Below are 25,339 nucleotides of genomic sequence, written 5' to 3' on the forward strand. Positions count from 1 at the left end.
CAGGTGTGCACAGGTGGAGCATGTGCCGGTGAACGCCGCACTGCGTCCGACTCCGCGCCCGACTCTGCGTCCGACTCTGCGCCCGATCCTCACGATGCTCGCGGTCGCGGTCGCCTATTACGCGACGGCGAAGGTGGGGCTGGTCCTGGCCTTGGTCAAGGGGCAGGTCACTCCACTGTGGCTGCCCACGGGGATCTCGGTCGCGGCACTGCTGATGTCGGGCCGCAGGATCTGGCCGGGCATCGCCCTCGGCGCGCTGACCGCCAACCTCGCGCTGGGTGCGGGTCCCGGCGCGATCGTGATGATCACCATCGGCAACACCGCCGCGCCTCTGGCGGCCTGGTACCTGCTGACCCGCTTCGGGTTCCGGCCGCAGCTCGACCGGTTGAAGGACGCGCTGCTGCTGGTCTTCGCGGGCGCGCTGGGCGCGATGCTGATCAGCGCGGTCGTCGGCGCGGCGGCGTTGAAGATCGACGGCCTCATCCCGTGGAGCGAGGTGCCGGCCGTGCTGTCGGTGTGGTGGACCGGTGACGCGATGGGCGTGCTGGTGTTCACGCCGCTGCTGCTGACGCTGCCCCGGCACTGGAACGCCCCGCCGCGCCGGATCGCGGAGGCCGTGGGGTTGCTGATCGTCACCGTCGCCCTCGCGTCGTTCGTCACGACGAGCGAGTCGCGCGTGCTGTTCCTGGTGTTCCCGATGCTGATCTGGGCGGCTTTGCGGTTCCAGCTCGCGATCGCCGCACCGTGCGCCGCGATCATCTCGGTGGCCGCCGTGATGTCGGCCGCGAGCGGTCACTTCGCGGACGCCGATCTGCTCGCCACGATGATCGTGCTGCAGGCGTTCAACGGGTCGGTGGCGCTGACCGGGCTGATCCTGAGCGCGATCACGAGCGAGCGCAATCAGGCCAGGCAGGCCATCGAGCGGGCGTGCGAGCAGCTGGCCGAAACCGTTACGCGGTACCAGCAAGAGGGCGTGCGCAAACGCCTCGGTCGCATGACGCCGCCAGCCTAACGTTGCTGCATCGCGTCCAGCACACGCGCGAGCTCCAGCCGTGAGGACACGTGCAGCTTGGCGTAGATCCGCGACAGGTAGACCTCGATCGTCCGCGGGCTGTAGTGCAAGGCCGCGGCGATGTCCCTGTTCCTCATGCCCTGCTGCACCAGCCGAGCGACGTTCTCCTCGGCCTCGGTGAGCAAGCCGGGCGCCTTCGAACGGGCCCGCGGCACCTTGGCGCCCAACGTGCGCAAACGGTTGCCCGCCTGGCGCCGCAACCCGTGCGCGCCGAGCCGTTGGAAGGTCGTGTAGGCCTCGACCAGCACCGGAACCTCGTCGGCGGAGACCTCGCCAAGCGCGAGCTGAGCGCGGGCCTTCTCGAACTCCAGCCCGCCCAACGCGGCCTCGGACACCGCTTCTCGCAGGAGGTCGGCGTCCTGGCGGACCACGCCGGTGACCCGCCGGATTGTCGTGCGCGACCACGGCGAGACCCTCGTCGAGGACACCGCGGACAGTCGTTGAAGCGCTTCGACGGCTCGTTCGGAGCGTCCCTGCTCCAGGTCGATCTCGATCATCCGCGCGACCAGCACGCAGGAGTACGCGGCTTCCAGCTGCGCGCCGACCGCGTCGCTCAACAGCGCGTACGCCTCGTCAACCTCTCCGCGCGCGATGAGGTACTCGGCGAGGGCGACGGCGTGCAGTTTGGAGATGTTCACCGACTGCGGTGCGGGCAGGGCGGCGAGCCGGGCGGCGACGTCGAGTTCGCCGCGCCAGGTGCGGATGGAGAGCTCGATCGCTTGCAGGACACCGAGAGCCTGGTCGGCCTGGGACGCCTCGACGTCGGGGAGCCAGCGGCCGATGCCGTCCAGCGCCGCGTCCCAGCGGCCACCCAGCCAGTCCAGCGCGATCAGGGAGGCGGCCCGCTCGGCACGGAAACCGTGTGAACCGACCTGGTCGACGAGTTCTTCCGCTCTTCTGACCCGCCACGAGGCGTCGTGGACGAGACCGGCCAGCGCGGTGATCGAGGCGCACACCGACAGCGCCTGGAGTTCGAGCATCGGCTGACCGTCGCTGTAGGACAGTGCCCGGTTGGCGTACTCGACGGTGCGGTCGTGCTGGAAGAGCAACGAGCTCAGCATGGCGAGGTGTTCGAAGACGATCACGCCTTCGGCGGGCGAGCTGATCGGAAGCGCTTCGATTCGCGCGACTTCACCGAGTGCGTCGTCGTGGCGGTTGTTGTAGACGAGGAGCACGGCGCGTTGGGCTTCCAACGACGCGGGGACCTCTCCGCGCGCGACTTCGATGTCTGCAAGTTCCATGGCTTCTGCCGTGCGACCGACCGAGAAGAGCGACGAGATCACGGCCGTGGCGACACGGGCGCGTTCCGGGCCCTCTTTCAGGGTTTCCAGCGCAGCCAGGCCCGGTTCGATCGCGAGTGCCGGCCGGGAGGCTCTCGCCAGCACGCGGCACTGCAGCGCCAGCAGGTCGGCGCGTTCAGGAGCGTTGCGCGGCAACAGTTGCAGAGCGCGGGCGCACAGCGCGGCGGCGGTTTCGGGGGCGGACGCGCGGGCCTGGCTCGCGGCCTCGGCCAGGATGTCGACGGCCACGCGGTCGCCGGGCGCGGCGGACTCGGCGAGGTGCCAGGCGAGCTGCAGCAGGTCGACCGGCAGGCCCTGGGCCCGATCTTCCAACAGGCGTGCGGAGATCAACGAGTGCAGGTGACGGCGTTGGGCGGGGCCGACCTCGTGGTAGAGCGCCTCGCCGACGAGAGCGTGCGAGAAGCGGTAGCCGCGTTCGTCGTCGTGCAACACGATCTGCGCGCGCAGCAGTTCGTCGAACGCCGCAACGACCGTCTCCTCGGGCAGGTTCGCGACGCGGGCCAGGAGCGAGATCTGGTCGAGTCTGACGCGGCGGAACACCGCGACGGCTCGTGCCACGAGCCGGGTGTCGTTCTCCAGCGGCGCGACTCGCCTGAGCACGGCCTCGCGGCGGGTGAGCCGGATGGCGTCCGGAGAGACCGCGAGGCGGGCGCGGTTGCCGTCGACCGTCACCAGATCGAGTTCTCTCAGCGAGCGCGCGATCTCGGTGACGAAGAAGGGGTTGCCGTCGGATCGTTGCTGGACCTCGCGGGCGAGCCCCTCGTCGACGGGGGTCTGGAGAACCGCTTCGACGATGCGCGCGACGTCCGCGCCTGACAGCGGGGCGAGGTCGATGCGCATAACCTCGGCGTGCTGCTCGACGCGGTCCAGCAGGCTCTCCGCGCCGCTGGTCTGCGGGCGGCTCGCGGTGATCAGCACGAGAGGCGCGGCACTCACGCGCCGCAGCACCAAGGTCAGCAGGGCGAGGGAGTCGTCGTCGACATGGTCGAGGTCGTCGATCAGCAACGCCGCCGGGCGCGTCGCCGTGAGCTCGGTCAGCAGCCGCACGACCCGGTCGCAGGCGCGGCCGAACCACGCGCCGGAGTCCTCGGTCACCGAGATCTCCAACGCCGCCAACGCATCCGTGCGGAGCTTGTCCAACGGCGGCGGGACGCTCGCGGACCGGATCAAGGCGACCACAGCGCCGTACGGGATGCGCTTGCCCAACACGTCCGACGCCGACGTCAGCACCCCGCAGTGGCGCTCTTTGAGGCGTCGGGTGAGTTCGCTCAGCAGGCTAGTTTTGCCGATGCCCGGCTCTCCGCTGACCTGGACCACGACCAGCCCGGTGGCGGGCGCGGCGTCGACGCTGTCGAGCACGGCGCGCAGTTCCGGTTCCCGGCCCACGATGGGCGCACGGGTGTCGACGATGACGGCCTCCCGGCTTCGGCGGAGCTTCGCAGAGTCTTCCATGTGGGTGTGTTGGGACGGCAAGGACCGCTTTCCGTGCGCGATCAGTCACTCTCGGTAGGACAGTTGCTCCGTGTGAGGCTGAACACGTTAGCCGCTAAGTGTTCCCTACTAATCCGTGGTTCCTCTCAGTGATGCCCTTGGGGCAACCCCGCCGCTCCCCCCTACGAGGAGGGTCAATGTCGATCCAGGGAACCTGCACCCCGCAGTTCGAAGAGGTCCGCGCCGAGTTCGAACGCAACTTCGCCGAGCGCGGTGAAGTAGGCGCCTCCGTGCACGTGACCCTCGACGGCGAGCCCGTCGTCGACCTCTGGGGCGGCGTCGCGGACCCCGTCACGGGTCAGGAGTGGTCCGAGGAGACCATCGTGCACGTCTTCTCGTGCACCAAGGCCGCGACCGCACTGTGCGCGCACATCCTCGCCTCGCGCGGTGTGCTCGACCTCAACGCGCCGGTCGCCAAGTACTGGCCCGAGTACGGCGTCGAGGGCAAGGAAAACACTCTGGTCCGGCACGTGCTGTCGCACCAGGCCGGCCTGCCCGCGCTGACCGATTGGCTGCCCGCCGGCGCGTTCTACGACTGGGAGCTGGTCACCTCGGCGCTGGCCGCGCAGAAGCCGTTGTGGCAGCCCGGCACCCAGCACGGCTACCACGGCCTGACGTTCGGCTTCCTGGTCGGCGAGATCGTCCGCCGCGTCACAGGTCTTTCTCTCGGCCAGTTCTTCGAGAAGGAGGTCTCCGGGCCTCTGGGCCTCGACTTCTGGATGGGCCTGCCCGAGGACCTCGAACCCCACGTCGCGCACACGATCCCGGTCGACCCGACGCAGCCGGGCATCCTGCTGCCGTCGCTGTTCATCACCGCCATGACCCAGCCCGAGTCGTTGCCCGGCCTGATGCTGCTCAACAACGGCGGCTACATGGCGCCAGGCGAGTCCGACTCCCGCGCCGCCCACGCGGCGGAGATGGGCGCGGTCGGCGGCATCTCCAACGCCCGCGGCCTCGCCGGCCTGTACCGCCCGCTCGCGCTGGGCGGCTCCTACAACGGCGTGCGCCTGGTCGAGGAGTCCCAGCTCCCGCAGATGTCCGATGTCGCGGTGTCGGGGTTCGACGCCGTGGTCGGGGTTCCGTCGCGGTTCGGTTTGGGCTTCCAGAAGCAGGTCGACAACACCTACCTGCCGCCCAACGACGCCGAGGGCCTGCTCATGCCCGAGGAGGCGTTCGGGCACACCGGGATGGGCGGCTCGCTCGGGTTCGCCGACCCGCGCGCGCGGCTGTCCTTCGGCTACGCGATGAACAAGCAGGGCCCCGGACTCGCGCTCAACTCGCGCGGACAGTCCCTTGTGGACGCCGTGTACTCGTCGCTGGGGTACCGGCAGACCGGCGGCGGCAGCTGGTTCGCCTGATCAACGTTCGCGGCACTGCCCGGCCCTGAGCATCGCGCGGTAGACAGCTTTGGGATCGGGTGCGTCGGGCAGCGGGCCGCGGCCAGGAGCCTGGAACGACTGGACCAGCAGGGCGACGACGCGCCGCCAGCTCTCGGGCGCGGCGTCGCCGGTCGCGTTGACCACGCCGGCGTTGGCCATGTGCACCAGCACGAGGTCCTCAGGCGTGAAGTCCTCGCGCAGGCTGCCCGCGGCCTTGGCCCTGTCGATCAGCCGCACGATGCCCTCGTACCCCTCGCGGCGGCGTTCCTCCAGGCCCTTGGCGGTCGGGAACGTCATGGTCAGCACGTCCGCGAACCCGTAGTCGCGGGCCTGCATCTCGCACACGGTCTCGATGTAGCCGACCAGCCCCTGCCACGGGTCTTCGTTCTTGAGAGCTTCTGCGACCGCGTCCGCGTAGGCGTCCATGCGGTCCGCGAAGACGGCCGCGACCAGCTCCTCCTTCGTGGCGAAGCGGCGGAACAACGTCGCGATGCCCACCGCCGCCTCACGCGCCACCGACGCCATGGAGGCGCCGAGGCCGTCGCGTTTGAACACCGTGCGCGCGGCCGCGACGATCCGGGCGCGGTTGCGTTCGGCATCGCTGCGCAGGCACGGGTCGTTCACGTTTGTGATCCTACCAACCGGAAAGGCCTATCCACTTCTGCTACGCTCGCCGCTGGCTGAAGTGGATAGACCTTTCCGGATAGGGGAGCTCGGACGTGAACATTGCTCTGTGGATCGTGCAAGGCTTGCTGGCCGCGATGTTCCTGATGGCCGGCATCACGAAGTCGACGCAGCCGCTGGAGAAGCTCTCCAAGCAGATGCCTTGGGTCGACGACTTCTCCACGCCGGTGGTGCGCCTGATCGGTGTCAGCGAGTTCTTGGCCGCGCTCGGGCTCGTGCTGCCCGCCGCCACCGGGATCGCTCCCGTGCTCACGCCGCTGGCCGCTGCCGGGCTGGTGGTGATCATGCTGGGTGCGATCGTCGTGCACGCCCGTCGCAAGGAAGTGCAGGGCATCGTGATCAACGTGGTGATTCTGCTCGCGGCGGCGTTCGTGGCGTGGGGCAGGTTCGGGCCGTACGCGCTCTGAAGCAGAGCGAGGGAGCCCCAGCAGGAGCTCCCTCGCAACGTGATCAGAACGGCTTCGTCTCCGAGGCGATCTCACCCAGGATGTCGCTCAACGGCCGAGAAGACTGCGCCGAAAGCGAAGCAGCCTGACCCGGAGGCACGTTCTCCGCGATGTCCGTCCCGGCACACGTGACCCGAGACGCCGGCAGAATCCCCGACACCAGGTACTTGTTGACCAGAGCGTCCACACAAGCGTTGCGGCGCAACGAGTAGTGCCCGTGCTGACCGTCGTTGGACACGTTGATCAACGGCACGTTGAGGTGCTCGGCCATGACCCGCCCGTTGGCCAGCGGCGTCTGCGTGTCACCGTCGGAGTTGATGACGATGCCGGCCGGGTACTTCCGCGTGATGGCAGGGATCTTCTCCGGCCGCTGGAACGCGCGGAACGTGCAGTTGGTCGGCGCCATGTAGTCGACGGTGCCGCCGTACGGGTTGGTGTCCCGCCAGCGCTTCATGTCGTTGTAGTAGGTGTTCACGTCGGTGAACCAGTCCCACTCGCACGTGACGGCCTGGTACGTGCCGGCCGAGGTCGGCTCGATGTCGCCCTTCTTGAGAGCCGCAACGATCGCGGAAGCCTCGGCAGGGTCCGCGGCGCCGGCCTTGATCGAGGCGATGTGGCGGGAGAACGCCGCCCACGAACGGCGGTAGCGGGTGGCGCCCGTCGCGTAGTCGAAGGACGAGACGTCCGCGTAACCGCCGTAAGGGCCGGTCTTCAGCTTCGCGGCGATCGCGTCCAGCTCACCACGCACAGCCGCAGCGGTGGTGCCCAAGCCGTAGGTGCTGTTGCGGGCCGCGGTCCACTCCGTCCACTTGCGAAGGTTGTCCACGATGGCGTCCACCACGTCGACGTCCTGCTCGTGCCACGTCTTCAGCGGGTCCAGAGCGGAGTCCAGCACGCTGCGGTCGAGAGACTTCGGGAACATCGAGCCGAAGACGGCGCCGAGCTGGGTACCGTAGGAGTAGCCGACGTAGGAGACCTTCTTCTCCCCCAACGCCCCGCGGATGACGTCCATGTCGCGCGCGGTGTTCATCGTCGAGACGAACCGGCGCATCTCACCGCCGCCGCGCTGGCAGTTCTCCTCGACGGACCGGGCGTACTCGGTCCAGTTCGAGAGCTGCGCGTCAGTCGGGCGCGACGGGAACTCGTCGTCAGAAGACGTGGCGATGCAACGCAGCTGCGTGGAACGGCCGACGCCGCGTGGGTCCATGCCGATCACGTCGTAGATCTTCAGAACCTCGGTCTGCGCGTTGAACCAGTGCACAGCGCCCAAACCGGACCCGCCAGGCCCGCCCGGGTTGGTCAGCAGCACACCTCTGCGGCGCGTTGGGTCCGTGGCTTTCTTGCGTGAGATCGCGATTTCCAGATTGCCGTTGTCCGGGTTCTTGTAGTCCATCGGCACGATGACCGTGGCGCACTCGACGCCGGTAGACGGGTTGACCCAGCCGGCCGGGCACTCGGCCCACGCGACGGTCTGGCTGTAGTACTCGTCCAACGGCCCGGGAGCCGCCTGGGCCGTTCCCACCAGGGACATGAACAGCGGGGCGACCAAAGTCGCCGCGCCCCAACGCTTCCTCACTGTGAAACCCCTCCGGTTGTTGGTCAGCGACAGACGCTTCCGCAGTCGCCGACCAGACCGGAACCCCCGAAGGTCTGGTGAAATTCACCGCACCTCGCACACCTCGTAGGTCAGGACCAGGCCGTCGAGCACGCCCTTCGCGACGGCCTGGACGCGGTTCAACCAGCGGTAGCGGTCGTCGCCGGTCTCGAACAGAGGGGCCGCGTAAAGCGGCGCACCGAAACCATTCGAGACGTCAACCCGTCCCGAGTAGTGCAGATAGACGTAAGCGCCGTCGTCGGTGAGCAGCACGGAACGCACGTCCAAGGTCGCGGTGCCGTCCGGGCCGATGGTCAGCCAGTCCGCGGTCGACGTGCCGTGCATGACGCCGGACAGCCGTTCACCGACGAACTTCCCCGACTCGACCTCGTAGATCAACCGGTCGCCGACGGGCGTTTTCGGCAACATATAAGGCTTTCGCAGGGTCGCGGTCATCGTTCCCAACGGCACGAGCTCCATCACGCCACCGTCCCGCCGTCGACCACGATGATCGAACCGGTGGTGTACGCGGCGGCCGAGGACGCCAGGTACGCCACGGCACCGGCGACCTCCGAGGCCTCACCCACACGTCCCAGCGCGGTCTTCGCGACCACCGAGGCGTGCATGTCCTTGTTGCCCACGATGGCCGCCGAAAAATCGGTGCGGATCACGCCTGGCGCCACCGCGTTGACTCGGATACCGGCCGGCCCGAGCTCGCGCGCCAGTGTCCTCGTGGCACTGATCATCGCCGCCTTGGCCGCCGAGTAGAGCCCCATGTACGGCTCGGCCTTCAGACCGGCGGCTGACACGATGTTGATGACGGACCCGCCACCGGAACCGAGACCCGCGGCGACAGCAGCGCGGGTCAACGACAGCGGCGCCCGCACGTTCACCGCCATGATCTTGTCGAAGGCCTTGGCGGACACGTCGATCAGCGGTCCGAACGGCGGCGCCGCACCGGCGTTGTTGACCAGCACGTCGATCCGGCCGAACCGGTCGACCACGGACGCCACGATGCCGGGGATCTCGTCGTCGTGGCCGATGTCGGCGACGACGGGCAGTGCCTCGACGTGGAACTCGCGTTCCAGCGCGGACGCGACGTCCTTGGTGGTCTCGGCTGTGCGCGCGACCACGGCAACGCTCGCCCCCGCACGGGCCAGCGCGCGCACCGACTCCAGGCCGATGCCGCGGGTGCCGCCGGTGACCAGCGCGACGTGTCCGATCAGCGAAAACGGGTTGCTCGACATGGTGGCGAAATTATTCGACACGGTGTCGAGCGAGCAACGACCACCGCTTATCTACTGCGGAACCCCATACACGGCCCGCAGCCACACAGCAGTCAGGGTCTCGACGACCTCACGGTCACGAGCGGCCGACTTCCGGGACAGCGACAGCGAGTAGCACATCGACTCGTTCATCGAGACCAGCACGGTCGCCAGAGCACGCGCGGTGGGCGGCCCCGGCACGGCGACACCCGCGTCCCGTTCGATCTCGATCTGCTGCGCGGTCGAGTCGATGAACTTGCGGGCGACCTCGGACCAGAACCCGCGGACGAGCTCGCTCGTGTCACGGGCGCGCACCGCCGCGCGCAACACCGGGCCATGGGCGCGCCACAACGAGACGGTGCCCGAGATCGCACGCCGGATCGAGTCCGCCGGCGGTTCACTGCCACGCCGCAACCACAGCGCGGCGGAGTCGTAGAGACCTTCCGCGACCCGTTCCGACAACGCGTAGAGCACGGCCTCGCGCGATTCGAAGTGGAAGTAGAACGTGGATCGGGAGATTCCCGCGCCCGAGGTCAGCTCGTCGACCGCGATCTCGTCGAGCGGCCTCGTTTCCAGCAGCTGCTCGGCGGTGTCGAGAATGGCCTGCGAGGTCAGGTCGCCCTTGCTCCGCTTGCGCCGCGAGCCGGCTCCGTTCGCCGGCGGGACACCGCCCGGACGTGGGGACATGCCGAACATCATTGTGGATTGATGCGATTACAACAACAGAAGGCACACCGGGAGTGGATGGGGTAGGAAGAGGTATGGATCCGGTCAAGGCGTTGAAGCAGGTGGCGTTCCACCTCGAACGAGCGGGCGAACCGACCTACCGCGTCCAGGCCTTCCGCAACGCGGCCGCCGTTCTCGCTGATCTGGACCCCGCCGACGTCGAGAAACGAGCGAAACTCGGCACGCTCACCGATCTGAAAGGCGTCGGGAAGTCGACCGCGGGCGTTGTCCTGGACGCCCTCGCGAACCGTGAACCGGCCTATCTGGCGAAACTCCGGCACGTCGACATCACCGGCGGCGAACAGATGCGCGCGAAGCTGAAAGGTGACTGCCACGTCCACTCCGACTGGTCCGACGGCGGCAGCCCGATCCGCGACATGGCAGAGGCCGCACGGGATCTCGGCCACGAGTGGATGGTGCTGACCGACCACTCGCCGCGCCTGACCGTCGCGAATGGACTGTCGCGCGACCGCCTGGAGAAGCAGCTGGAGGTGGTGGCCGAGCTGAACGTGGAGCTGGCACCGTTCCTGATCCTCACCGGCATCGAGGTCGACATCCTCGACGACGGCTCGCTCGACCAGGACGACGACCTGTTGGAACGGCTGGACGTCGTGGTCGCGAGTGTCCACTCGAAACTGAAGATGCCCAGGCCCGACATGACCAGGCGCATGGTCAACGCCGTGCAGAACCCGCACGTGGACATCCTCGGCCACTGCACCGGCCGCCTGGTCGTCGGCAAGGGCCGCCCGGAGTCGCAGTTCGACGCGGCGAAGGTCTTCGAGGCCTGCGCGGCCAGCGGCACCGCGGTGGAGATCAACTCACGACCGGAGCGCCTCGATCCCCCGCGCCGCCTGCTCAGCCTCGCCGTCGACGCGGGCTGCACGTTCTCGATCGACAGCGACGCGCACGCGCCGGGCCAGCTGGACTGGCTGAACTACGGCTGCGCGCGGGCCGAGGAGTGCGGCGTCACGCCCGACCTGGTGATCAACACGAGGCCCGCATCTCGGCTGCTGTCCGGGTGAGGTGCTCGTACCAGCACACCAGCGGCCCGGTGTCGGCCAGCGCCCGGCTCAGCGCGACCCGGCACAGGTCCCGGACCGGCTCGGGATCCCACGCCTCGACCAGCGCGTCGAACATTTCTGGGATGGTCCCCAACGACCCGAGTGCGTACCGCTCCAGCCCCTCGCAGATCGGCACGACCATCCCGTCGGGCTTCACCACGAGCGGATCGACCCGCACGAACGCCGCGGGATCCGCCCGCAGCAGCGCGGCCGACGTCACGTCGAACTGGACCTCGACGGCGTCGTCCTCGGCCACCCGGTTCAGCTCCACGGCGGCGTAGACGAGGTCGACCCGGTCCACACCGTGCGGCCGCACCCGCACCTTGCGCGCGCCCTCGCCCACCGCCTTCGCGGCTGTTCCACGCAGCAGTGACACGTTGTCCGGCACGAGGTCGATCAGCACGGTCACCCGGTGACCGGCCGCGGCGCATTCACCCACATCGTCCAACCCGACCACGAGCTCGGCACCCGGCACGGCGGTGAGCCAGCGAGGGTCGTGGACCTCGACTCCCATACCGGTTAGGAGCGTCCATTCGGCCCACAAATACCTCCGTACCGCTCACCGGGCCATTTGCTTTTTCCATCTGGCTGTATCAGGGCGGCCAACGCTTCCATCGGAGAGCAAAGAAACGCGTGGTGCGCCCCGGAACGTTGGCGGCGTGATTCACGCTCAGCAGGCCGCCTCGCGGCACCGCCCCACGCCCACGGCCAACCAGGATGAGGACGTGGGGGCGGCACCACGATGCACCCGTCTGACCGCGAATCACCCGGCAACGTTCCGGGCCGCACCACGCGTCACCCACGCACGCCGCAAGCCCGAATGGGCCGATCAGGGGACATGTCGTCACACCATCGGGAACCTCGGAAACGGGTGCCGGAGTCGAAGCGACGTCATCCTTGGGGAGGGAGGGAGCATGCGCCGCCAGTTCTTCGTGCCTGCGGAGACGTGCGCCGGAAGTGCGGCCGAGGCGCGCCGCACGGTGCTGCGCGACCTCCACGACGGTGTTGGACCATCGCTCGCCGCCGTGGCCCTCGGGCTGCGCTCGGCGCGGCAGCTGCTCACCTCCGACCCGGCCGGCGCGGCCAGGCTGCTCGCGGTCCTGGAGGACGAGATGCACTCGGCCATCGACGACATCAAGGCGCTGGTGGCGAACGAGAACCCGGCCTCGGTGGCGAAGCTCGGGCTGGTCGGCGCGGTCGAGCGGTTCGTCGGCGCGTTGCGGTCGCGGCTGCACGTCGTGATCGACGTCGTGGTGCTCGGCGAGATCCCGTCGCTGCCGGACGCGGTGAGCGTGGCGGCGTACCGGATCGTCCGCGAGGCATTGACGAACGTCGTGACGCACGCCGACGCGCGCACGTGCCAGGTACGGCTGTGGTTCGACTCCGAGCTGCACGTCGAGGTGGTCGACGACGGCAAAGGTGCCGCAGAACTCTCCACCGGCGTCGGGCTCGCGTCGATGCGCCAACGCGCCCGTGACCTCGGCGGCAACTTCCTGGTCGGGCCCGGTCTCGACGGTGGCACCAGACTCGCCGCGGCGCTACCCGTCTCATGACGCTGCGCGCGCTGGTCGTGGACGACCACCCGCTCTTCCGCCGCGGCGTGATGGCGGCTCTGATCGACAACGGCATCGACGTCGTCGGCGAGGCCTCCGGGGGCACCGCGGCCGTCGAGCTGGCAGGGCAGCTGCAGCCGGACGTGATCGTGATGGACCTCAACATGCCCGACCTCGGCGGGGTCGAGGCAACGCGCCGGATCGTCGCCGCGCAGCCGTCCACACGCGTGCTCGTGCTGACCATGTTCGACGACGACGAGTCGGTGTTCGCGGCGATGCGGGCGGGCGCGCGCGGTTATCTGGTGAAGTCCTCGCGACCGCAGCAGATCGTGGACGCGGTGCGCGCGGTCGGCGACGGTGAGGCGATCTTCAGCCCGGCCGTGGCGACCCGGTTGCTCGACTTCTTCGTCACCGCACCACGTCCGAGCACGTTGCCGGAGCTGACCGGGCGCGAACGCGAGGTCGCCCGGCTCATGGCCGCGGGCAAGGGCAACGCCGCGATCGCGCAGGAGTTGTTCCTGAGCACCAAAACCGTGCGCAACCACGTGTCCAACATCCTCCGCAAGCTGCAGGTCGCGGATCGTGCGCAGGCGATAAACCTCTTCCGGGACAACTCGGGATAACTGCCTCTGCCGGCCGGGACGTTCCCGGCTGGATGATTGCAGTGTTCGATTTTTCTGGGCCGACGTCAGAAGGGGAGCTGATGAACGCCGAACCGGTAACCGTTGTCCTGCACGCCACCGACTCGATCACCCGCACGGGAGTGACCGTCGCACTGCGGTCCCGCCCGGAGATCCGGCTGGTCGAGCCGGAGACCGCGGAGAGCTGCGTCGTGCTCGTCGTCGCGGAACGTCTCGACGAGAACGTCCTGCAACTGCTGAGAAAGCTGCAGTGCCAGCCCAACCCGGGCATCGTGCTCGTCGCGGGCGACGTGGCCGACTCCGAGCTGCTCGACGTGGTCGGCAGCGGGGTGTCCGCGGTGCTGCGCCGCTCCGAGGCCACGCCCGACACGCTGGTCCGGCTGATCCGCGCGGCGCACGCCGGCGAGGGTTCGCTGCCCGCGGACCTGCTCGGCCGGCTGCTGGGGCGTGTGTCGCAGCTGCAGCGCAACGTCCTGCGCCCCAACGGGCTCAACCTCGCCGGCATGTCCAGCCGGGAGACCGAGGTGCTGCGGATGATCGCCGACGGCCTGGAGACCAGGGAGATCGCGGAGCGGCTGTGCTACTCGCAGCGGACGGTGAAGTCGATCCTGCACGACATCACCAACCGCTTCCAGCTGCGCAACCGCGCCCACGCCGTGGCCTTCGCCCTGCGCGAAGGCCTGATCTAGGTCGCCGCGGATCTCACTCCGCACGGCCGTTGAGGACCACCGAGGGCGTGCAAGCGCCCTTCGGTTGCGGGTTCTGGCAGCTCACCCGGAACACGATCTTCTCGCCCGGCTGGAACCGCAGCGGTTCCTGGAAGTGCTCGTCGCGGTCCCGGAAGTTCCCGAGCCCGATGACCCGGATGGTGGTGCGCGTCCCGCCCGCGTCCCGGACGAGCTGGGCGGTGCCCAGGTCGCCCTTGGGGTTCTCGAAGAAGATGTCCTTGACGAGGATGGTCTTCTTGTCGTCCTGCGGGGTGAAGGTGACCTCGGTGAACGCACCGGTGTTGGTCACGATCGGCGAGGTGATGTCGAGCCGGAACGTCACCGGCTCGCCCCTCTCCGCGGGCTTGGGCAGCGTCGGCGTCGCGTTCGTGTCGCCCGGCTTGATGCCCAGCGCGTCAAGGGCCTGCCCGGCGTTCGCCGCCGCCTCCTTCGACTCCTCCTTGGCCGCACCGGCCGCGCTGGCCGCCTCGTCGGCCTTCTGCTGGATCGCCGCGCTCTCCTGCTTCATCGCCTCCCGTGCCGCGGACGTCACGGCAGGCCGCAGCACGGTCAGCCACAGCGCCACCAGGGCTCCCGCGAGCAGCAGCAGCGCGAGCAGGGCCGGCAGCAACCACTTGGGCAGCAACGGCTTCTGCACCATGGTGCCCTGGGCGACGATCGGCTCACCCTGCTCCGGGGTGATCTCGACCTGGAACGGGCGCCGCTGCGGTTCGCCGCGCAGGAACCGCTTGCGCGGCCGGGCCTGCAGCCGGACGAACGCGGTGGTGCCCGGTGGCAGCGCGATCTCGCCGCGGTCCAGCCGGAAGTCCAGCTCGTCCTCGGGATCGATCGCGCGCAGCCGCAACATCGCGGGCGCGTTGCCCACGTTGTCGACGGCCACCTCGAACTTGGCCTTCCTGGCGCCCTCCGCCTTGGCGGGTACCAGTTCCGCGGCCACGTCGGTGAACGCACCGACCACCACGACGCCCTCTTCGACGACGGAGCCGTTCGGGTCCTCGCGCGAGATGACCCGGACGCCGAACGGGACCGGGCCCGCGTAGACGCCCGCGTCGCGCGGTGGCGCGAACCGGATGAGCACCGGTGCGGACTCACCGGGGTTGAGGTTCACCACGGCCGGTTCGGCCTGGCTCCACGACGCGGCATCGCCGACGACGTCGATCGTGAACTGGTCCACCAGCTCGCCCGCGTTGCGCACCATCACCTGGCAGGTCACGTCCCCGCCAGGTGCGACGCCGAGGTCCGAAGTGGACAGTGTCGCTGTTGCTCCCATGACTAGCAGTCTCCTTCGTTCCCCGGCACCGCACAGCGGCGGTGAAGACGTGGGCGGGTGCGTCGATCGCTGCCCTTTTGGTCAGCCCCGCTCGACGAAGTCGGACGGTTGGACGGTGCTCGGGATCGCGAGGAAGTCCCCGGACTTCACCTCGCCGAACCTCGTGCCCTCGACCTGGTTGGCCGCGGCCTGCCGGATCCCCTCGGTGTCGTTGTGGAACACGAGCATCTGCGTGGTGAACGTGCCGTCGGTGGCGATGACCTCGCCCGGTGTCTCGGAAATCCCGATGACCCAGGTGAGGCGGACTTTCGCGCCAGGAGGGAAGTCCTTGCCCTGCACCGAGACGACGCCGCCGAGCGGGCCGGCCAGCTGGTCGAGGGTCAGCGTCGGCTGCTTGACGACGATCTGGGTCGCGGCGACGTTGTCCAGCGGGTCCTCGTCCGGTCCGGTGCCGATCACGACGCCGACCAGCTCCTGGTCGACGGCCTGGGTGGCCGGGATCGTGAACCTGACCTCGGCCTCGCCGTCCGGCCCGAGCGTGCCGACCGGGCACTCCGGCAGGCAGCCGAACGCCGAACCGACGACCCGCACGTCCGTCAGCGTCGAGCCGGAACTGTTGAGCAGGTTGAAGGTCACGGCCACCTCGTCGCCGCCGACGAACGACGGCTGCGGGCTCGCCGACACCTTGAGCGAGAGCGATCCGGTGCGTTCCAGGACCTTCACGGTGACCTGGGACGTGAGCGCGCCGACCGCGGCGGTCACCACGTGCTCGCCGGCGGTGACACCGGTGGCCTCACCCGTCACGGCTTTCCGTTCACCGGGTGCGATCGTGCCGAGGTCAGCGCTCGCCGGGCCGCCTCCCAGACCTGGTGGCACGGTCACGGTCACCGTCGCGGGAGCCGGTGCGAAACCGGAGTTCGTGACAGCGACCTCGATGGTCGTCTTGCCGTTGAACGGAACCTCGGCCGGTGTCGCGGTGGTGGTCACCGCGAGCCGCGGAAGTCGTTGCACGGCGGGCTGGCTGCCGTTGCGGGTGAGGATCTGCGGGGTGCCGTTCACCACGGGCACGGTCCACAGATCCGCCGGCAGCTCCGAGTTCGAGGCCTGGAAGACGATCCTCGTGCCATCAGGCAGCCAGGCCGGGCTGCGCGGGCTGCCGATGTTCGCACCGCTCTGCACGACCACGCGGCCGCCGGTGCCGTCCGGGTTGACCACGCAGATGCGCTCGTCCTGGGTGATGGCAAGGCTCTTGCCGTCCGGTGACCACGCCGGGTCCTGGCTGAAGCTGTCGCGGCAGGGCTCCGCGAGGCGCCTGGACAGGTTGACCTGCGCGGAGTTGTCCGCCGCGACGAGCCAGACCTCGGGGCCCTCCGGTTCTTCTTCCGAGCGGACGGTGATGATCGCGGTGTCGGTGCCGGTGTTGCCCTGGGCGTCGGTCGCGGTGCAGGTGACCGTCGTGAAGCCGATCGGGAACTTCGTGCCGGACTGCGGTGTGCACGTCGGCGTGAGCGGCTGGCCCTGGCTGCCGGTCGCGGTGGCCTGGTAGGTGACCGTCGCACCGGAGTCGTTCGGTGTGGCCACCGCGGTCACGTCGTCCACGCGCACCAACGGTTTCACGAGGTCGCTGACCCGGACGGTGACGGTCTGGACGTGGCCGGGCCGGGGCTCGGTCTCGTTGTTGAGCAGGAACTCGATGGTGCATTTGAGAGTGCTGCCCGGCGTGGCGTTCGGCGCGACCGTGAACCTCTCGGCGAACTTCACGTCCTGACCGCTCGGGCCGGTGACCGGTCCGGGCGGTGTGAGCACGACACTGAGCCCCGGATCGCAGGTCGCTCTTGGGGCGACCTTGACGTCCAGGTCCTTGATGCCGTCGAGGACAGCGGTGCTGATCTCGCCCGGCTTGTGCTCGTCGAACGTCTGCAGCGAGCCGTCGGTGGCGTCGACGAACTTCCTGGCCTGCCCGAACTGGTTCAGGCCGCCGCTGTCGATGCCGACGAACCGGATGTTCTTGGCGTTCAACGCATCGATCGCACCCTGGACGGTGTCGGTCTTGTCCGGGGGCGTGACGTTCTCCGCGGTGCCCTCGTCGCCGATCACCACGACGACCCGGCTGGAGTCGGGCCGGAAGTCGAACTCGCCGGTCGCGGTCTTGATCAGCGCGTGGGCCCAGACCTCGGTCGACTCCTCGTTCCGGATGACGTTGACGTCCTTCTGCCAGTTGCCGACGGTGTCGGTGAGCTGGACGTGCCGGGTGAAGGTGCGCCCCGCGTTCTGCCAGCCGGCGTAGGACGCGATGCCGAACTGGGTCTCCGGCTGGAGCTTGGCGACCTCGGCGATGACGTCGGTGAGCGTCCTCTTGACGCTGTCGAGCTCACCGCTCATCGAGCCGCTGATGTCGATGAGGATCACGACGTCCGGCTTCGGCGGGATGCGCGGGGTCTTCACGACCTGCTCGAGGTCGAACGTGCTGCCCTGCCGGGCCGGGCGGTCGGTGTCGGGCTGCAGCGGCGGAGGCGGCAGGGTGATGTTGCTGGAACTGCGCCTGATCGCGATGGTCTTGCCGTCCGGTGACCAGTCCGGCTGGGTGTCGTCCGCGATGAGGTGCTCCGGGACCTCGATCTCGCCCAGTCTCACGCCGTCGGACACGCGGTAGATCTCGACGACGGAGTCGGAGCCGTCGCCGTTCGGGATCGAGGTGACGAGCGCGATCATCGTGCCGTCCGGGGACCACGCGGGTTGCGACTGCCTCAGTTCTTCCGTGTTGAGGCGCCTGGCGTTGGTGCCGTCGGCGTTCGCGATCATGACGTGCCGGTCGTCGACGTACGCGAGCTTGGTGCCGTCCAGCGAGAACGCCGGATCCCTTTGCAGGCGCGCGTTGTTCGTCAGGTTCGTGCGCGTGTTCCCGGTGCTGTCCACCTTGAAGATGTCGTCGTTGCTGGTGAAGCCGATGTTGAACGGCTCGGGTTGCGGTGTCGGCTGGGCCTGGGCGACCGGAACCGGTGTGGCGAGCAATGCCACGAGCAACAACGGAAGTGCGCGCACGGTCAATTCACCTGCTTCTCGAACAGTTCGATCTCGCTGATCACCGTGTCCGTGCTCTCGGTCGACGGGTAGGTGCCCGCGATGAGGATCTGGACCTGCCGGACGCCGTCGCCGTCCTTGATGGCGTGTTGCTGCTGCTCCGGCTTGTCGATGAGCTTGATGTCGTCGGTCTTGCCGGTGTCGAACACCAGCGTCAGGCGCTGCGGCCGCGCGGTGCCCAGGAACTTCTTCCCGTCGCCGCTGTGGATGATCATCCGCCGCAGGTCGGTGGCGTGGTCGAACGTGATGGTGAGCGCCGCGGTGTTCGGGTCGGTCTGGGCCGCCCAGAACGTGCTGGGGTCGTTGTCCATGGCCAGGCCCGCCGGGTGGTCGGGAAGCTCCCGCGTGGCCGAGATCGAGCTCTGCCGCACGGGCACGGGGTCGCCGAAGAGGCCGGCGACGGAGTCCTTGACCCCGATCACCTCGGTGTTGACGTTGCTGCGGAACCCTTCCGAGAACCCGTACAAGGTGGCGAACAGCAGCACGGCGAGCGCCAGCACCCAGCGGAAGGCCCTGCCGATGCCCTGACGGACCTGCGCCGCCCGGCTCGTGCGGCGGGGACGGCTGCCGCGTTCCCTGACCTTCGGGCCTCTCGTCGGCAGCCAGCGCTTCCACCAGGGACGTTTCTGCGTGACCGCGTCGTGCAGCGAGTGGCCGCAGACGCCGCAGAACTTCCTGGTGGGCACGTTGCCGGAGCCGCACTGGCCGCAGATCAGGTCACCGGGCTGGACCTGGCGTCTGGCGGTCTGCTGTGGACGGTGGTGCTGGGGTGGTTGCTGCGGAGCCGCGTCCGGGCGAACGGGCCCTGCCTGCACCTGGGCGCCGGTCCACTTCAGGAAGTCGCCGCAGTTGCCGCAGAACTCGGCGTTCGGCGCGTTGTGCTCCCCGCAGGTCTGACAGACGATCATGTGGTCACCTCGATGGTCGTGGCGACGTGGGCGGGCACCATCCGGCGCACCGCCGCGGTGATGCGCGCGCGGTCGACCGCGTCCGGGTTCGTCACCCTGATGCGGATCAGCACGTGCGCTGGTGAGCTGCCCGGGATCTGGCCCTGCGGGCGTTGTGAGACGCTCGTGCCGCCGCTGTCCGCGATGTCGACGCGGCCGCCGGTGAGGAGCCAGACGTGTTCGGCCAGGCCCCTTCTGGTGCCGCGGAACCGGTGCAGCCGCACGGCTCTGGCGACGAGCTCGCGACGTTGGGTGGCGGACCAGCTCTCGTCCAGGTCCAGCGCCACCCAGCCTGCCAGCCAGTCCACGAAGTCCGCCGGGGCCAAGCGCGGGTCGAGGTAGGCGGCGAAGCAGTCGAGGACGGTGAAGATCGGGGCGAGGACCTCGTCGAGGGCCTGGGTGAAGCGCTGGGTGAAGTCGTCGTCGACGTAGACCGCGGGCATGCGCTCGCCGAGTGGGTGCGGCGAGATGAGGTCGTCTACCGCACTACGCATCTCCGCACCTCGCCTCCGGCCGCCCGCTCGCGCCACTCATCGCCTGCCCCCTCATCACTCAGCTCCTCGCCACCCGAACCTGATGCCCGTATGAGAAGGCCAAGCCGTTCGGCGGCAAATCCACCCGCTGCACCGCCTGCCCCCGCTCCCCGGTCAGCAGATTCGCCGCGAACAACCGCACGTCCTCCACCAGCTCGACGCCCGGAATCCTTTGCAACACCGCGTAAACCTCCCCCGAATGCACCGGCCGCCCGAACGGCCAGCCCTCGCCGTCCGCACCTCCGCGGATCGGATCGAGGTAGTCCCCCAACGCGTCCATCGCCCTCGCGCGGACCGCCTCCGACGGCGTTCCCGTGCGAGCTTTGAGGTCCGCCACCACCGTGATCCCCTGGTAGAACGGCGGCTCCACACTCACCCTCGCACCAACGCACCTGCGGGCGTCGAGATGAGCGGCGATTCGTTCCAACGTCTCCTGATCGACCTGGAAGGCCTGGAAGTTCGGCTCCTCGTGCTCCGGAACCGCCGGCACCACCAGCACCCGTACGCCGTCGTCCCCCGGCGCGCACCGCACGCGCGCGACCTCCGGAGCGGCCTCTCGCGCGAGGATCTCGTAGTCCTCGGCCGTCACCGCCCGATCCCGCGTCCGCAGCGACAGCGGGCCTCTCAGCGCCGCGTCCTCCACCGACTCGCCGGCGACACCACCCCGGCCGGGCTTGCGGTTCGTCACGTTGCTCACGAACGGAACCGGGTCCCGTTGCACGGTCACGAGGTTGCGGGCGACGTTGCCGCGCAGCCCGCCACCCGTGCGGTACTCGGGCACCCGGATCGCCGCCGATTTCGCCGGCACTGCGCCGTAATGCCGCAGCGTCCCGCCCTGCTGGCGGACCGCCGGACCGAAGATGATCTGGCCCTCGATGTTGTCCAGCAGGAAGTGCCGGTCCTCCGGACCCGACTCGACGAAGGTCGGCACCTCGGTCCAGGTGTCCCAGCCGGCCGGGGTCGCGACCTCGACGGTGATCGGCGCGCCCGCGACGACCGGGGTGCGGGCGAGCGGGAAACGTTGGCCGGCAACGCCTTCCGAGACCCCGAGCGTTTCGTCCTTGACCACGTCGGCGTGCACGGCCTCGGTGGTGCCGCCGATGGTCGACGCCGTGACGTCGCGGATCTTCGGCGAGCGCTGGTAGAAGGGCTGACCCTGCCACAGTTCGGCGGCCCGGCACCGCAGCCAGCCTGCGCGCTGGCGGACCAGGATCGACGTGGTGTGGCCGGGCGGGACGTGCACGACGACGTCGCCGGCGGAGTTGAAGCCGCCATTGGTGAAGTGGTCGACCTCGCACGCGACCCAGCCCTCGCCGGTCCACGCCTCCCACACCCACGGCGGGTCGGCGGGGTTGATGCCCGAGCCCATCGGTTCGCAGTCGAAGCGCAGCAGCACCGCGCAACCGGGAACCGCTTGAGACAGCCCGAAGAGCACGGCGTCGCCGGCCGCTGGTTGCTCGCTGAACGCCTGCGGCTCCTTCGCGGCCTTGAGGTCGTCGGTGCGGTCGACGGGCTGGCCGTCCGCCGCGGCCGTGGCCAGGTGCGCGAGCTCGCAGGGCACGATCTTGAGCGGGCGGTCGACCGTGAAGACGACCGGGTCCTCGACACCCTTGCGCTGGGTCGCGACCTGGTTCCCCTGCGGCACCTCGACCGGAGCGTCCTGGGGTGCCGACAGCCAGTACGTGACGTCGACGCGGGCGGCGGTCGGTGCGAACAGCTCGACGCCGATGAGGTCGAGGAACTTGAGGTAGTGCAGCTGCGGCACGCGGTTCACCCGGTACATCAGCTCGTCGACCATGTGCGCGAACGCCTCGATCAGCGTGACGCCGGGGTCGGACACGTTGTGGTCCGTCCACTCCGGACAGTGCTGCTGGACGCGGCGCTTGGCCTCGTCGACGAGCTGCTGGAACCTCCGGTCGTCGAGGTTCGGCAAGGGAAGCGGCATCACGCACCGTCCTCGTGCGGCGGTATGACGTAGAACGGGAAGACGAGGTTGCGCGGGTCGTTGGTGTTGCGCAGGGTGTAGCGGATGTCGATCAGCAGGGTGCCGTTGTCGGCCTCGGCGAAGTCGATGATCACGTCGGTGAGGTCGATGCGCGGTTCCCAGCGCTCCAGCGACTGCCGCACCTCGTAGGCGATCTGCCCGGCCGTCGAGGAGTCGGCGGGCGCGAACACCAGGTCGTGGATCGCGCAGCCGAACTCGGGCCGCATCGGGCGTTCTCCCGGCGCGGTCGCGAGGATCAGCCGGATGCTCTCCACGATCTCGCGGTCGCCGTCGACGAGCGCCACCGAGCCCGTCGCGTCGGTGCGGACGGGAAAGCTGAGACCCCTGCCGATGAAGTCCATCACCCTCCTATCAGGACGGTCGGGCAGCCGGGCGGCAGGATCGGCGCGCCACAACCGCTCATGTCACCGACGCGCGCCGCGGGTTTGCCGCCGATCAGCACGGTCGGGCAGCCCGGGGGGATGATCGGCGTCGGAGGGTGCACGGCGGGCGGCGGGAACGAGCACGTGTGCATGTTCCCGACCGTCGCGGCGGGCAGACCGCCGATGAGCACGGTCGGGACACCGGGCGGCATGACGACGCCGGGGTGCCCGGTCATGTCTCCGACTCTTGCTGCGGGTGGCATGATGTCGTTCCTCTAGTTGATCTTGACGATGGAACCCTTGACGGTGAGAACACCGCTGGAGGTCACCTCGGTCTGCGCCTGGCCCGCGATCTTCACCTGGGCGCCTTCGGCTTTCAGTTCGGTCTGCGCCTTCACGGTCACCTTCTGGCCCTTGAGCTCCAGCGGCCCGGTGCCGGCGTCGACGGTGATGCCGTTCTGCGCCTTGACGTTGATGGTCTTGCCGCTGGTGATCTCGACGTTCTGCGACTTCTGGTCGAGCTTGACGACGAACTTCCCGTCACCGCTGGAGATCACGATTCCGTCGTCCTCGACGAACTCGACCTTGTGGCCCTTGCGACTCACGAACCCCCTGGCCGCGATCTCGCCGTTGGCGCCGTCGACCGGTGGCTTGCTCAGCTTCGGCGGCTTGTCCTTGCCGTTGTAGAGGCCGCCGAGCACGTACGGTGCGTCGAACTCGCCGTGCTCGAACCCGACCAGCACCTCGTCGCCGACCTCGGGAATGATCAGCGTGCCCCGGTCGGGCCCCGCGCCCTGTTGCACGGTCCTGGCCCACACGCTGGTCAGATCCGCCGACAACCAGGGGAACTTGACCTGAACCCGCCCGAGTTGCTTGGGGTCCTTGGCGTTCGTGACGACGGCGGGCACGAGTCCGTTGAGCGGCTTGGTGGTTGTGCCGTGGACGAGTCCGTAGAGCGAGCGTTCCTGCTTGCCCGACACCGTGAACTCCGTGGTGTAGCCGGTGTGTTCGGCGAACAGGTGTCTGGTGCTGGTCAGCGTGTACTTGCCCTGGAAGGGTTCGCCGACGTTCGCCAGCGTCACCGCCGTGCCCGCCTTGAGCTCGGGGTTTCCCCTTGCCACACCGGAGAGTTCGGCGCAGGAGCCGCCGAGCTGCGCGGCCAGTGCCTCCGCCGCGGTCTTGGCCTCGGCGTGCGTGCGGTAGGGCAGGCCGGCTTCGAGGTGGGGCGGCGCCTTGAACTTGGCCGCGAGCTCCTTCGGGTTCGCCTGCGGCACCTCCGTGCCCGCGGTGTTCGGCGTGGCGGTGGCGACGACCTCCTGCTTGTTCTCGAAGTCCCAGCCCCTGACCTGGACCTCCGGCACCTGGCCCGCGGTCGTGATGCCGGCCCGGAGCGCCACGAGGGTGCTGTGCATTTCCAGGACGAGCGGGTTCGACTTGGCCTTGGCGTTGGGTTTCGGTGCTGCGGTGGGTGGCTCCGGCAGTTTGAACTCGAGCTTGCCGTCCTTCACCGCGATCTGCGCGCCGACGGTCTTCGCCAGGCGGCTCAGGAACTCCCAGTCGCTGACGTTGTCCTGGCTGAGCTGGGTGTCCGGCCGGCCGCCGAAGCCCGGCACGTTGTCGATCGTGCCGGTCTTGATGTTCGCGCGTTCGGCGACCTTCTTGACGACGTCGCTGACCGTCATGTTCGGGTAGACCGCGACCCGCTTGCCGCGGAACAGCCGGTGCGCCTCGTCGTAGCCTCTGACTTCGGTGAACGTGCCCTGCCCGTCGAGCTCGACGCCGACGGCCGTGATCTCCCCGCTCATCAACGGTTTCGGCCCGCCGGGATCGGCCGTCTGGACCTTGATGGACGCTTTCGCGCCGATCTTGAAGCCACCCTTGGTGAGCACGACGTGGCCGGGATCGCGGAACCGCAGCACGAACATGTCCGGCAGGTTCCGGCTGTCGTCGACGAAGGCGTAGGTCAGCAGCAGCTTGACGTCGGCCGGTAGGGGTTGGTTCTCGACCTCGACGACGAGGTTGTTGGCGAAGCTCTCGTTAGCCATGCTGGATCTCCTCCAACGCCGGCACGAGGACGGTCGCACCGAGCTTGAGCCGCATCGGGTCGTCGATGTCGTTGGCCTCGGCGATGTGGCGCCACAGCTCCGGGTTGCCGTACGCCTGGTACGCCAAGGACTGCAGGCTGTCGCCGGCCGTGAGCGTGTGCGCGTCTCTCGCCGCCAGCGCGCCACTGGTCGGGTTCTGCCCGCCCGGTTCGCCACTCACCTCTTCGAGGTTGACCGTGCACACCGCCCGGACCGGCATGCCGCCGGGAGTGAAGAGCGTGTACTTGGCCGTGACGCTGGAGACGTAGCTCGGGAACCCGGTCGTGGTGCCCCACTTGAAGATGACCCACGGCGGACTGCCCTTGCCGTTCGTCCTGGAGTCCTTTGTGGGCACTGTCAGGTTGAACAGCTGCTCGACCATCTTGATCGTGGCGTCGCCCATGGTGTCCGTGGAGTCGATGAAGATCTCCAACGAGAGCTTCGCCGGCTCGGCCCCCTTGAACTCCGGCACCCCGCTCTTGGCCGCGTTGGGCTGAGCCTGCCGCTGCCACTTGGCGTTCTTGGCGAGCGTGAGCTCCTTGGGGTTGAACTGAAACTTGATCTTGTCCAGCTCCGCGCCCGGCTTCTGCAACCCACCCGGCTTGGGCGGCTCGTACGCCGTGATGACGGCGTGCTCCATCTTCTTGGCCGCGGTGCTCGCCCCCGCGCTGGTGAACGTGACAGTCATCGCGCGTCCAAGAACCCGTGGTGCGCCAGCTCAAGCGTCTCGGTCGCCACCTTGCTCTGCTCGGCACTGAGCTGCGGCCCGGTCCACCTGACCGGCACGACCTCAGCCAGCGACCAGCTCGCGATCGTCGTTCCTTCCAGCGTTTTGGCCTCGATGACGGCCGTTCGTCTTTTGATCCCCGCCGCCATGCCCGCGATCCAGCTCGTGATCTTCTGGCTGTCCCTGGTGACCGGCCTCGTGAGCTTCACGTTGGGGTACTTGATGCGCGTGGGCAACTGCCACACCATCCCGTTGTTGCCGCCCTCTTCACGCTGCTCGATGACGAACTCGCACCCGAGCCCCTCACAGCTGTTGAACGACCCCAGGTCGTCCTTGTCCACCTGCACGCTGAAGCAGACGGCAACGGCTTCCTCTGGCGCGGTCATGGC

The 25,339-nt window shown here is 68.9% G+C and carries 24 protein-coding genes; 7 read left to right on the plus strand and 17 right to left on the minus strand.

Going from position 1 to position 25,339, the window contains the following annotated elements:
• The first annotated feature begins 28 nt into the window (after positions 1-28).
• On the plus strand, positions 29-1,012 hold the full coding sequence (locus tag LFM09_RS02415) for an MASE1 domain-containing protein (RefSeq protein WP_414094545.1): 984 nt from the start codon (positions 29-31) through the stop codon (positions 1,010-1,012).
• On the opposite strand, the gene LFM09_RS02420 is transcribed toward LFM09_RS02415, so the two are convergent.
• Positions 1,009-3,825, minus strand: coding sequence for an AAA family ATPase (locus LFM09_RS02420; RefSeq protein ID WP_414094546.1), 2,817 nt, complete (start codon positions 3,823-3,825; stop codon positions 1,009-1,011). The genes LFM09_RS02415 and LFM09_RS02420 overlap by 4 nt on opposite strands.
• Before the next feature lie 176 nt (positions 3,826-4,001).
• Here LFM09_RS02420 and LFM09_RS02425 point away from each other — a divergent pair, with 176 nt between their 5' ends.
• The gene (locus LFM09_RS02425) at positions 4,002-5,222 is read left to right on the plus strand and encodes a serine hydrolase domain-containing protein (protein WP_414094547.1); all 1,221 of its coding nucleotides are present in this window, start codon (positions 4,002-4,004) and stop codon (positions 5,220-5,222) included.
• On the opposite strand, the gene LFM09_RS02430 is transcribed toward LFM09_RS02425, so the two are convergent.
• Positions 5,223-5,867, minus strand: coding sequence for a TetR/AcrR family transcriptional regulator (locus LFM09_RS02430; protein WP_414094548.1), 645 nt, complete (start codon positions 5,865-5,867; stop codon positions 5,223-5,225). It abuts the gene before it with no gap.
• 95 nt (positions 5,868-5,962) lie between these two features.
• Between LFM09_RS02430 and LFM09_RS02435 the strand changes: the two genes are divergently transcribed.
• Complete coding sequence (locus tag LFM09_RS02435; protein WP_414094549.1) at positions 5,963-6,334, plus strand: DoxX family protein; 372 nt, start codon at positions 5,963-5,965, stop codon at positions 6,332-6,334.
• 43 nt (positions 6,335-6,377) lie between these two features.
• Here LFM09_RS02435 and LFM09_RS02440 read toward each other — a convergent pair whose 3' ends face one another.
• The 4 genes from LFM09_RS02440 to LFM09_RS02455 form a co-directional block, all read right to left on the minus strand.
• Positions 6,378-7,949, minus strand: a complete 1,572-nt coding sequence (locus LFM09_RS02440) for an alpha/beta fold hydrolase (protein ID WP_414094550.1) — start codon at positions 7,947-7,949, stop codon at positions 6,378-6,380.
• Between the two features lie 84 nt (positions 7,950-8,033).
• Positions 8,034-8,447 carry a DUF3237 domain-containing protein gene (locus LFM09_RS02445; RefSeq protein WP_414094551.1) on the minus strand — a complete coding sequence of 138 codons (414 nt, stop codon included), beginning with the start codon at positions 8,445-8,447 and terminating at the stop codon, positions 8,034-8,036.
• Positions 8,447-9,214: an SDR family NAD(P)-dependent oxidoreductase gene (locus tag LFM09_RS02450; protein ID WP_414094552.1), complete on the minus strand. Its 768-nt coding sequence runs from the start codon at positions 9,212-9,214 to the stop codon at positions 8,447-8,449. The genes LFM09_RS02445 and LFM09_RS02450 overlap by 1 nt, the downstream gene beginning before the upstream one ends.
• Before the next feature lie 51 nt (positions 9,215-9,265).
• Positions 9,266-9,919, minus strand: coding sequence for a TetR/AcrR family transcriptional regulator (locus LFM09_RS02455; RefSeq protein WP_414094553.1), 654 nt, complete (start codon positions 9,917-9,919; stop codon positions 9,266-9,268).
• Between the two features lie 74 nt (positions 9,920-9,993).
• Between LFM09_RS02455 and LFM09_RS02460 the strand changes: the two genes are divergently transcribed.
• A complete protein-coding gene (locus LFM09_RS02460; RefSeq protein WP_414094554.1) occupies positions 9,994-10,980 on the plus strand; it encodes a PHP domain-containing protein in 987 nt (328 codons plus the stop codon).
• Here LFM09_RS02460 and LFM09_RS02465 read toward each other — a convergent pair.
• Positions 10,943-11,533 (minus strand): hypothetical protein, encoded by a 591-nt coding sequence (locus LFM09_RS02465; protein WP_414094555.1) that lies wholly within the window; start codon positions 11,531-11,533, stop codon positions 10,943-10,945. The two genes, LFM09_RS02460 and LFM09_RS02465, sit on opposite strands and share 38 nt — an antisense overlap.
• Positions 11,534-11,933: 400 nt before the next feature.
• Between LFM09_RS02465 and LFM09_RS02470 the strand changes: the two genes are divergently transcribed.
• The 3 genes from LFM09_RS02470 (at position 11,934) to LFM09_RS02480 (ending at position 13,902) form a co-directional block, all read left to right on the plus strand.
• Positions 11,934-12,572 carry a sensor histidine kinase gene (locus tag LFM09_RS02470; protein ID WP_414094556.1) on the plus strand — a complete coding sequence of 213 codons (639 nt, stop codon included), beginning with the start codon at positions 11,934-11,936 and terminating at the stop codon, positions 12,570-12,572.
• On the plus strand, positions 12,569-13,195 hold the full coding sequence (locus LFM09_RS02475; protein WP_414094557.1) for a response regulator: 627 nt from the start codon (positions 12,569-12,571) through the stop codon (positions 13,193-13,195). Before LFM09_RS02470 ends, LFM09_RS02475 begins: the two co-directional genes overlap by 4 nt.
• 80 nt (positions 13,196-13,275) lie before the next feature.
• Positions 13,276-13,902 carry a response regulator transcription factor gene (locus LFM09_RS02480; RefSeq protein ID WP_414094558.1) on the plus strand — a complete coding sequence of 209 codons (627 nt, stop codon included), beginning with the start codon at positions 13,276-13,278 and terminating at the stop codon, positions 13,900-13,902.
• 13 nt (positions 13,903-13,915) lie between these two features.
• Here LFM09_RS02480 and LFM09_RS02485 read toward each other — a convergent pair whose 3' ends face one another.
• The 10 genes from LFM09_RS02485 to LFM09_RS02530 all read right to left on the minus strand — a co-directional run bounded on the left by LFM09_RS02485 (position 13,916) and on the right by LFM09_RS02530 (position 25,336).
• Positions 13,916-15,211, minus strand: coding sequence for a hypothetical protein (locus LFM09_RS02485; protein ID WP_414094559.1), 1,296 nt, complete (start codon positions 15,209-15,211; stop codon positions 13,916-13,918).
• 81 nt (positions 15,212-15,292) lie between these two features.
• Positions 15,293-18,253, minus strand: a complete 2,961-nt coding sequence (locus LFM09_RS02490) for a VWA domain-containing protein (RefSeq protein WP_414094560.1) — start codon at positions 18,251-18,253, stop codon at positions 15,293-15,295.
• 2 nt (positions 18,254-18,255) lie between these two features.
• Positions 18,256-19,200 carry an NADase-type glycan-binding domain-containing protein gene (locus tag LFM09_RS02495; RefSeq protein ID WP_414094561.1) on the minus strand — a complete coding sequence of 315 codons (945 nt, stop codon included), beginning with the start codon at positions 19,198-19,200 and terminating at the stop codon, positions 18,256-18,258.
• The gene (locus LFM09_RS02500; protein ID WP_414094562.1) at positions 19,197-19,733 is read right to left on the minus strand and encodes a phage tail protein; all 537 of its coding nucleotides are present in this window, start codon (positions 19,731-19,733) and stop codon (positions 19,197-19,199) included. Before LFM09_RS02500 ends, LFM09_RS02495 begins: the two co-directional genes overlap by 4 nt.
• 58 nt (positions 19,734-19,791) lie before the next feature.
• Positions 19,792-21,717 (minus strand): putative baseplate assembly protein, encoded by a 1,926-nt coding sequence (locus tag LFM09_RS02505; RefSeq protein ID WP_414094563.1) that lies wholly within the window; start codon positions 21,715-21,717, stop codon positions 19,792-19,794.
• Entirely contained in the window at positions 21,717-22,118 is a 402-nt protein-coding gene (locus tag LFM09_RS02510; protein WP_414094564.1) for a GPW/gp25 family protein, read from the minus strand. The genes LFM09_RS02505 and LFM09_RS02510 overlap by 1 nt, the downstream gene beginning before the upstream one ends.
• Positions 22,118-22,402, minus strand: a complete 285-nt coding sequence (locus LFM09_RS02515) for a PAAR domain-containing protein (protein WP_166052651.1) — start codon at positions 22,400-22,402, stop codon at positions 22,118-22,120. Before LFM09_RS02515 ends, LFM09_RS02510 begins: the two co-directional genes overlap by 1 nt.
• A 12-nt stretch (positions 22,403-22,414) precedes the next feature.
• A complete protein-coding gene (locus LFM09_RS02520; RefSeq protein ID WP_414094565.1) occupies positions 22,415-24,184 on the minus strand; it encodes a VgrG-related protein in 1,770 nt (589 codons plus the stop codon).
• Positions 24,177-24,911 carry a peptidase M23 gene (locus tag LFM09_RS02525; protein WP_414094566.1) on the minus strand — a complete coding sequence of 245 codons (735 nt, stop codon included), beginning with the start codon at positions 24,909-24,911 and terminating at the stop codon, positions 24,177-24,179. Before LFM09_RS02525 ends, LFM09_RS02520 begins: the two co-directional genes overlap by 8 nt.
• Positions 24,908-25,336 carry a phage tail protein gene (locus tag LFM09_RS02530; RefSeq protein ID WP_414094567.1) on the minus strand — a complete coding sequence of 143 codons (429 nt, stop codon included), beginning with the start codon at positions 25,334-25,336 and terminating at the stop codon, positions 24,908-24,910. Before LFM09_RS02530 ends, LFM09_RS02525 begins: the two co-directional genes overlap by 4 nt.
• Positions 25,337-25,339 lie beyond the last annotated feature (3 nt).

The sequence above is a fragment of the Lentzea alba genome (assembly GCF_047445655.1).
GTDB classification, from domain to species: Bacteria; Actinomycetota; Actinomycetes; order Mycobacteriales; family Pseudonocardiaceae; genus Lentzea; species Lentzea alba_A.

What these genes read in the sequence shown, in the direction of transcription:
- LFM09_RS02420 (WP_414094546.1), bottom strand. Translation starts at nt 3,825, where the DNA reads ATGGAAGACTCTGCGAAGCTCCGCCGAAGCCGGGAGGCCGTCATCGTC.
- LFM09_RS02425 (WP_414094547.1), top strand. Translation starts at nt 4,002, where the DNA reads ATGTCGATCCAGGGAACCTGCACCCCGCAGTTCGAAGAGGTCCGCGCC.
- LFM09_RS02445 (WP_414094551.1), bottom strand. Translation starts at nt 8,447, where the DNA reads ATGGAGCTCGTGCCGTTGGGAACGATGACCGCGACCCTGCGAAAGCCT.
- LFM09_RS02450 (WP_414094552.1), bottom strand. Translation starts at nt 9,214, where the DNA reads ATGTCGAGCAACCCGTTTTCGCTGATCGGACACGTCGCGCTGGTCACC.
- LFM09_RS02455 (WP_414094553.1), bottom strand. Translation starts at nt 9,919, where the DNA reads ATGTCCCCACGTCCGGGCGGTGTCCCGCCGGCGAACGGAGCCGGCTCG.
- LFM09_RS02460 (WP_414094554.1), top strand. Translation starts at nt 9,994, where the DNA reads ATGGATCCGGTCAAGGCGTTGAAGCAGGTGGCGTTCCACCTCGAACGA.
- LFM09_RS02465 (WP_414094555.1), bottom strand. Translation starts at nt 11,533, where the DNA reads ATGGGAGTCGAGGTCCACGACCCTCGCTGGCTCACCGCCGTGCCGGGT.
- LFM09_RS02470 (WP_414094556.1), top strand. Translation starts at nt 11,934, where the DNA reads ATGCGCCGCCAGTTCTTCGTGCCTGCGGAGACGTGCGCCGGAAGTGCG.
- LFM09_RS02475 (WP_414094557.1), top strand. Translation starts at nt 12,569, where the DNA reads ATGACGCTGCGCGCGCTGGTCGTGGACGACCACCCGCTCTTCCGCCGC.
- LFM09_RS02480 (WP_414094558.1), top strand. Translation starts at nt 13,276, where the DNA reads ATGAACGCCGAACCGGTAACCGTTGTCCTGCACGCCACCGACTCGATC.
- LFM09_RS02485 (WP_414094559.1), bottom strand. Translation starts at nt 15,211, where the DNA reads ATGGGAGCAACAGCGACACTGTCCACTTCGGACCTCGGCGTCGCACCT.
- LFM09_RS02495 (WP_414094561.1), bottom strand. Translation starts at nt 19,200, where the DNA reads ATGATCGTCTGTCAGACCTGCGGGGAGCACAACGCGCCGAACGCCGAG.
- LFM09_RS02500 (WP_414094562.1), bottom strand. Translation starts at nt 19,733, where the DNA reads ATGCGTAGTGCGGTAGACGACCTCATCTCGCCGCACCCACTCGGCGAG.
- LFM09_RS02505 (WP_414094563.1), bottom strand. Translation starts at nt 21,717, where the DNA reads ATGCCGCTTCCCTTGCCGAACCTCGACGACCGGAGGTTCCAGCAGCTC.
- LFM09_RS02510 (WP_414094564.1), bottom strand. Translation starts at nt 22,118, where the DNA reads ATGGACTTCATCGGCAGGGGTCTCAGCTTTCCCGTCCGCACCGACGCG.
- LFM09_RS02515 (WP_166052651.1), bottom strand. Translation starts at nt 22,402, where the DNA reads ATGCCACCCGCAGCAAGAGTCGGAGACATGACCGGGCACCCCGGCGTC.
- LFM09_RS02520 (WP_414094565.1), bottom strand. Translation starts at nt 24,184, where the DNA reads ATGGCTAACGAGAGCTTCGCCAACAACCTCGTCGTCGAGGTCGAGAAC.
- LFM09_RS02525 (WP_414094566.1), bottom strand. Translation starts at nt 24,911, where the DNA reads ATGACTGTCACGTTCACCAGCGCGGGGGCGAGCACCGCGGCCAAGAAG.
- LFM09_RS02530 (WP_414094567.1), bottom strand. Translation starts at nt 25,336, where the DNA reads ATGACCGCGCCAGAGGAAGCCGTTGCCGTCTGCTTCAGCGTGCAGGTG.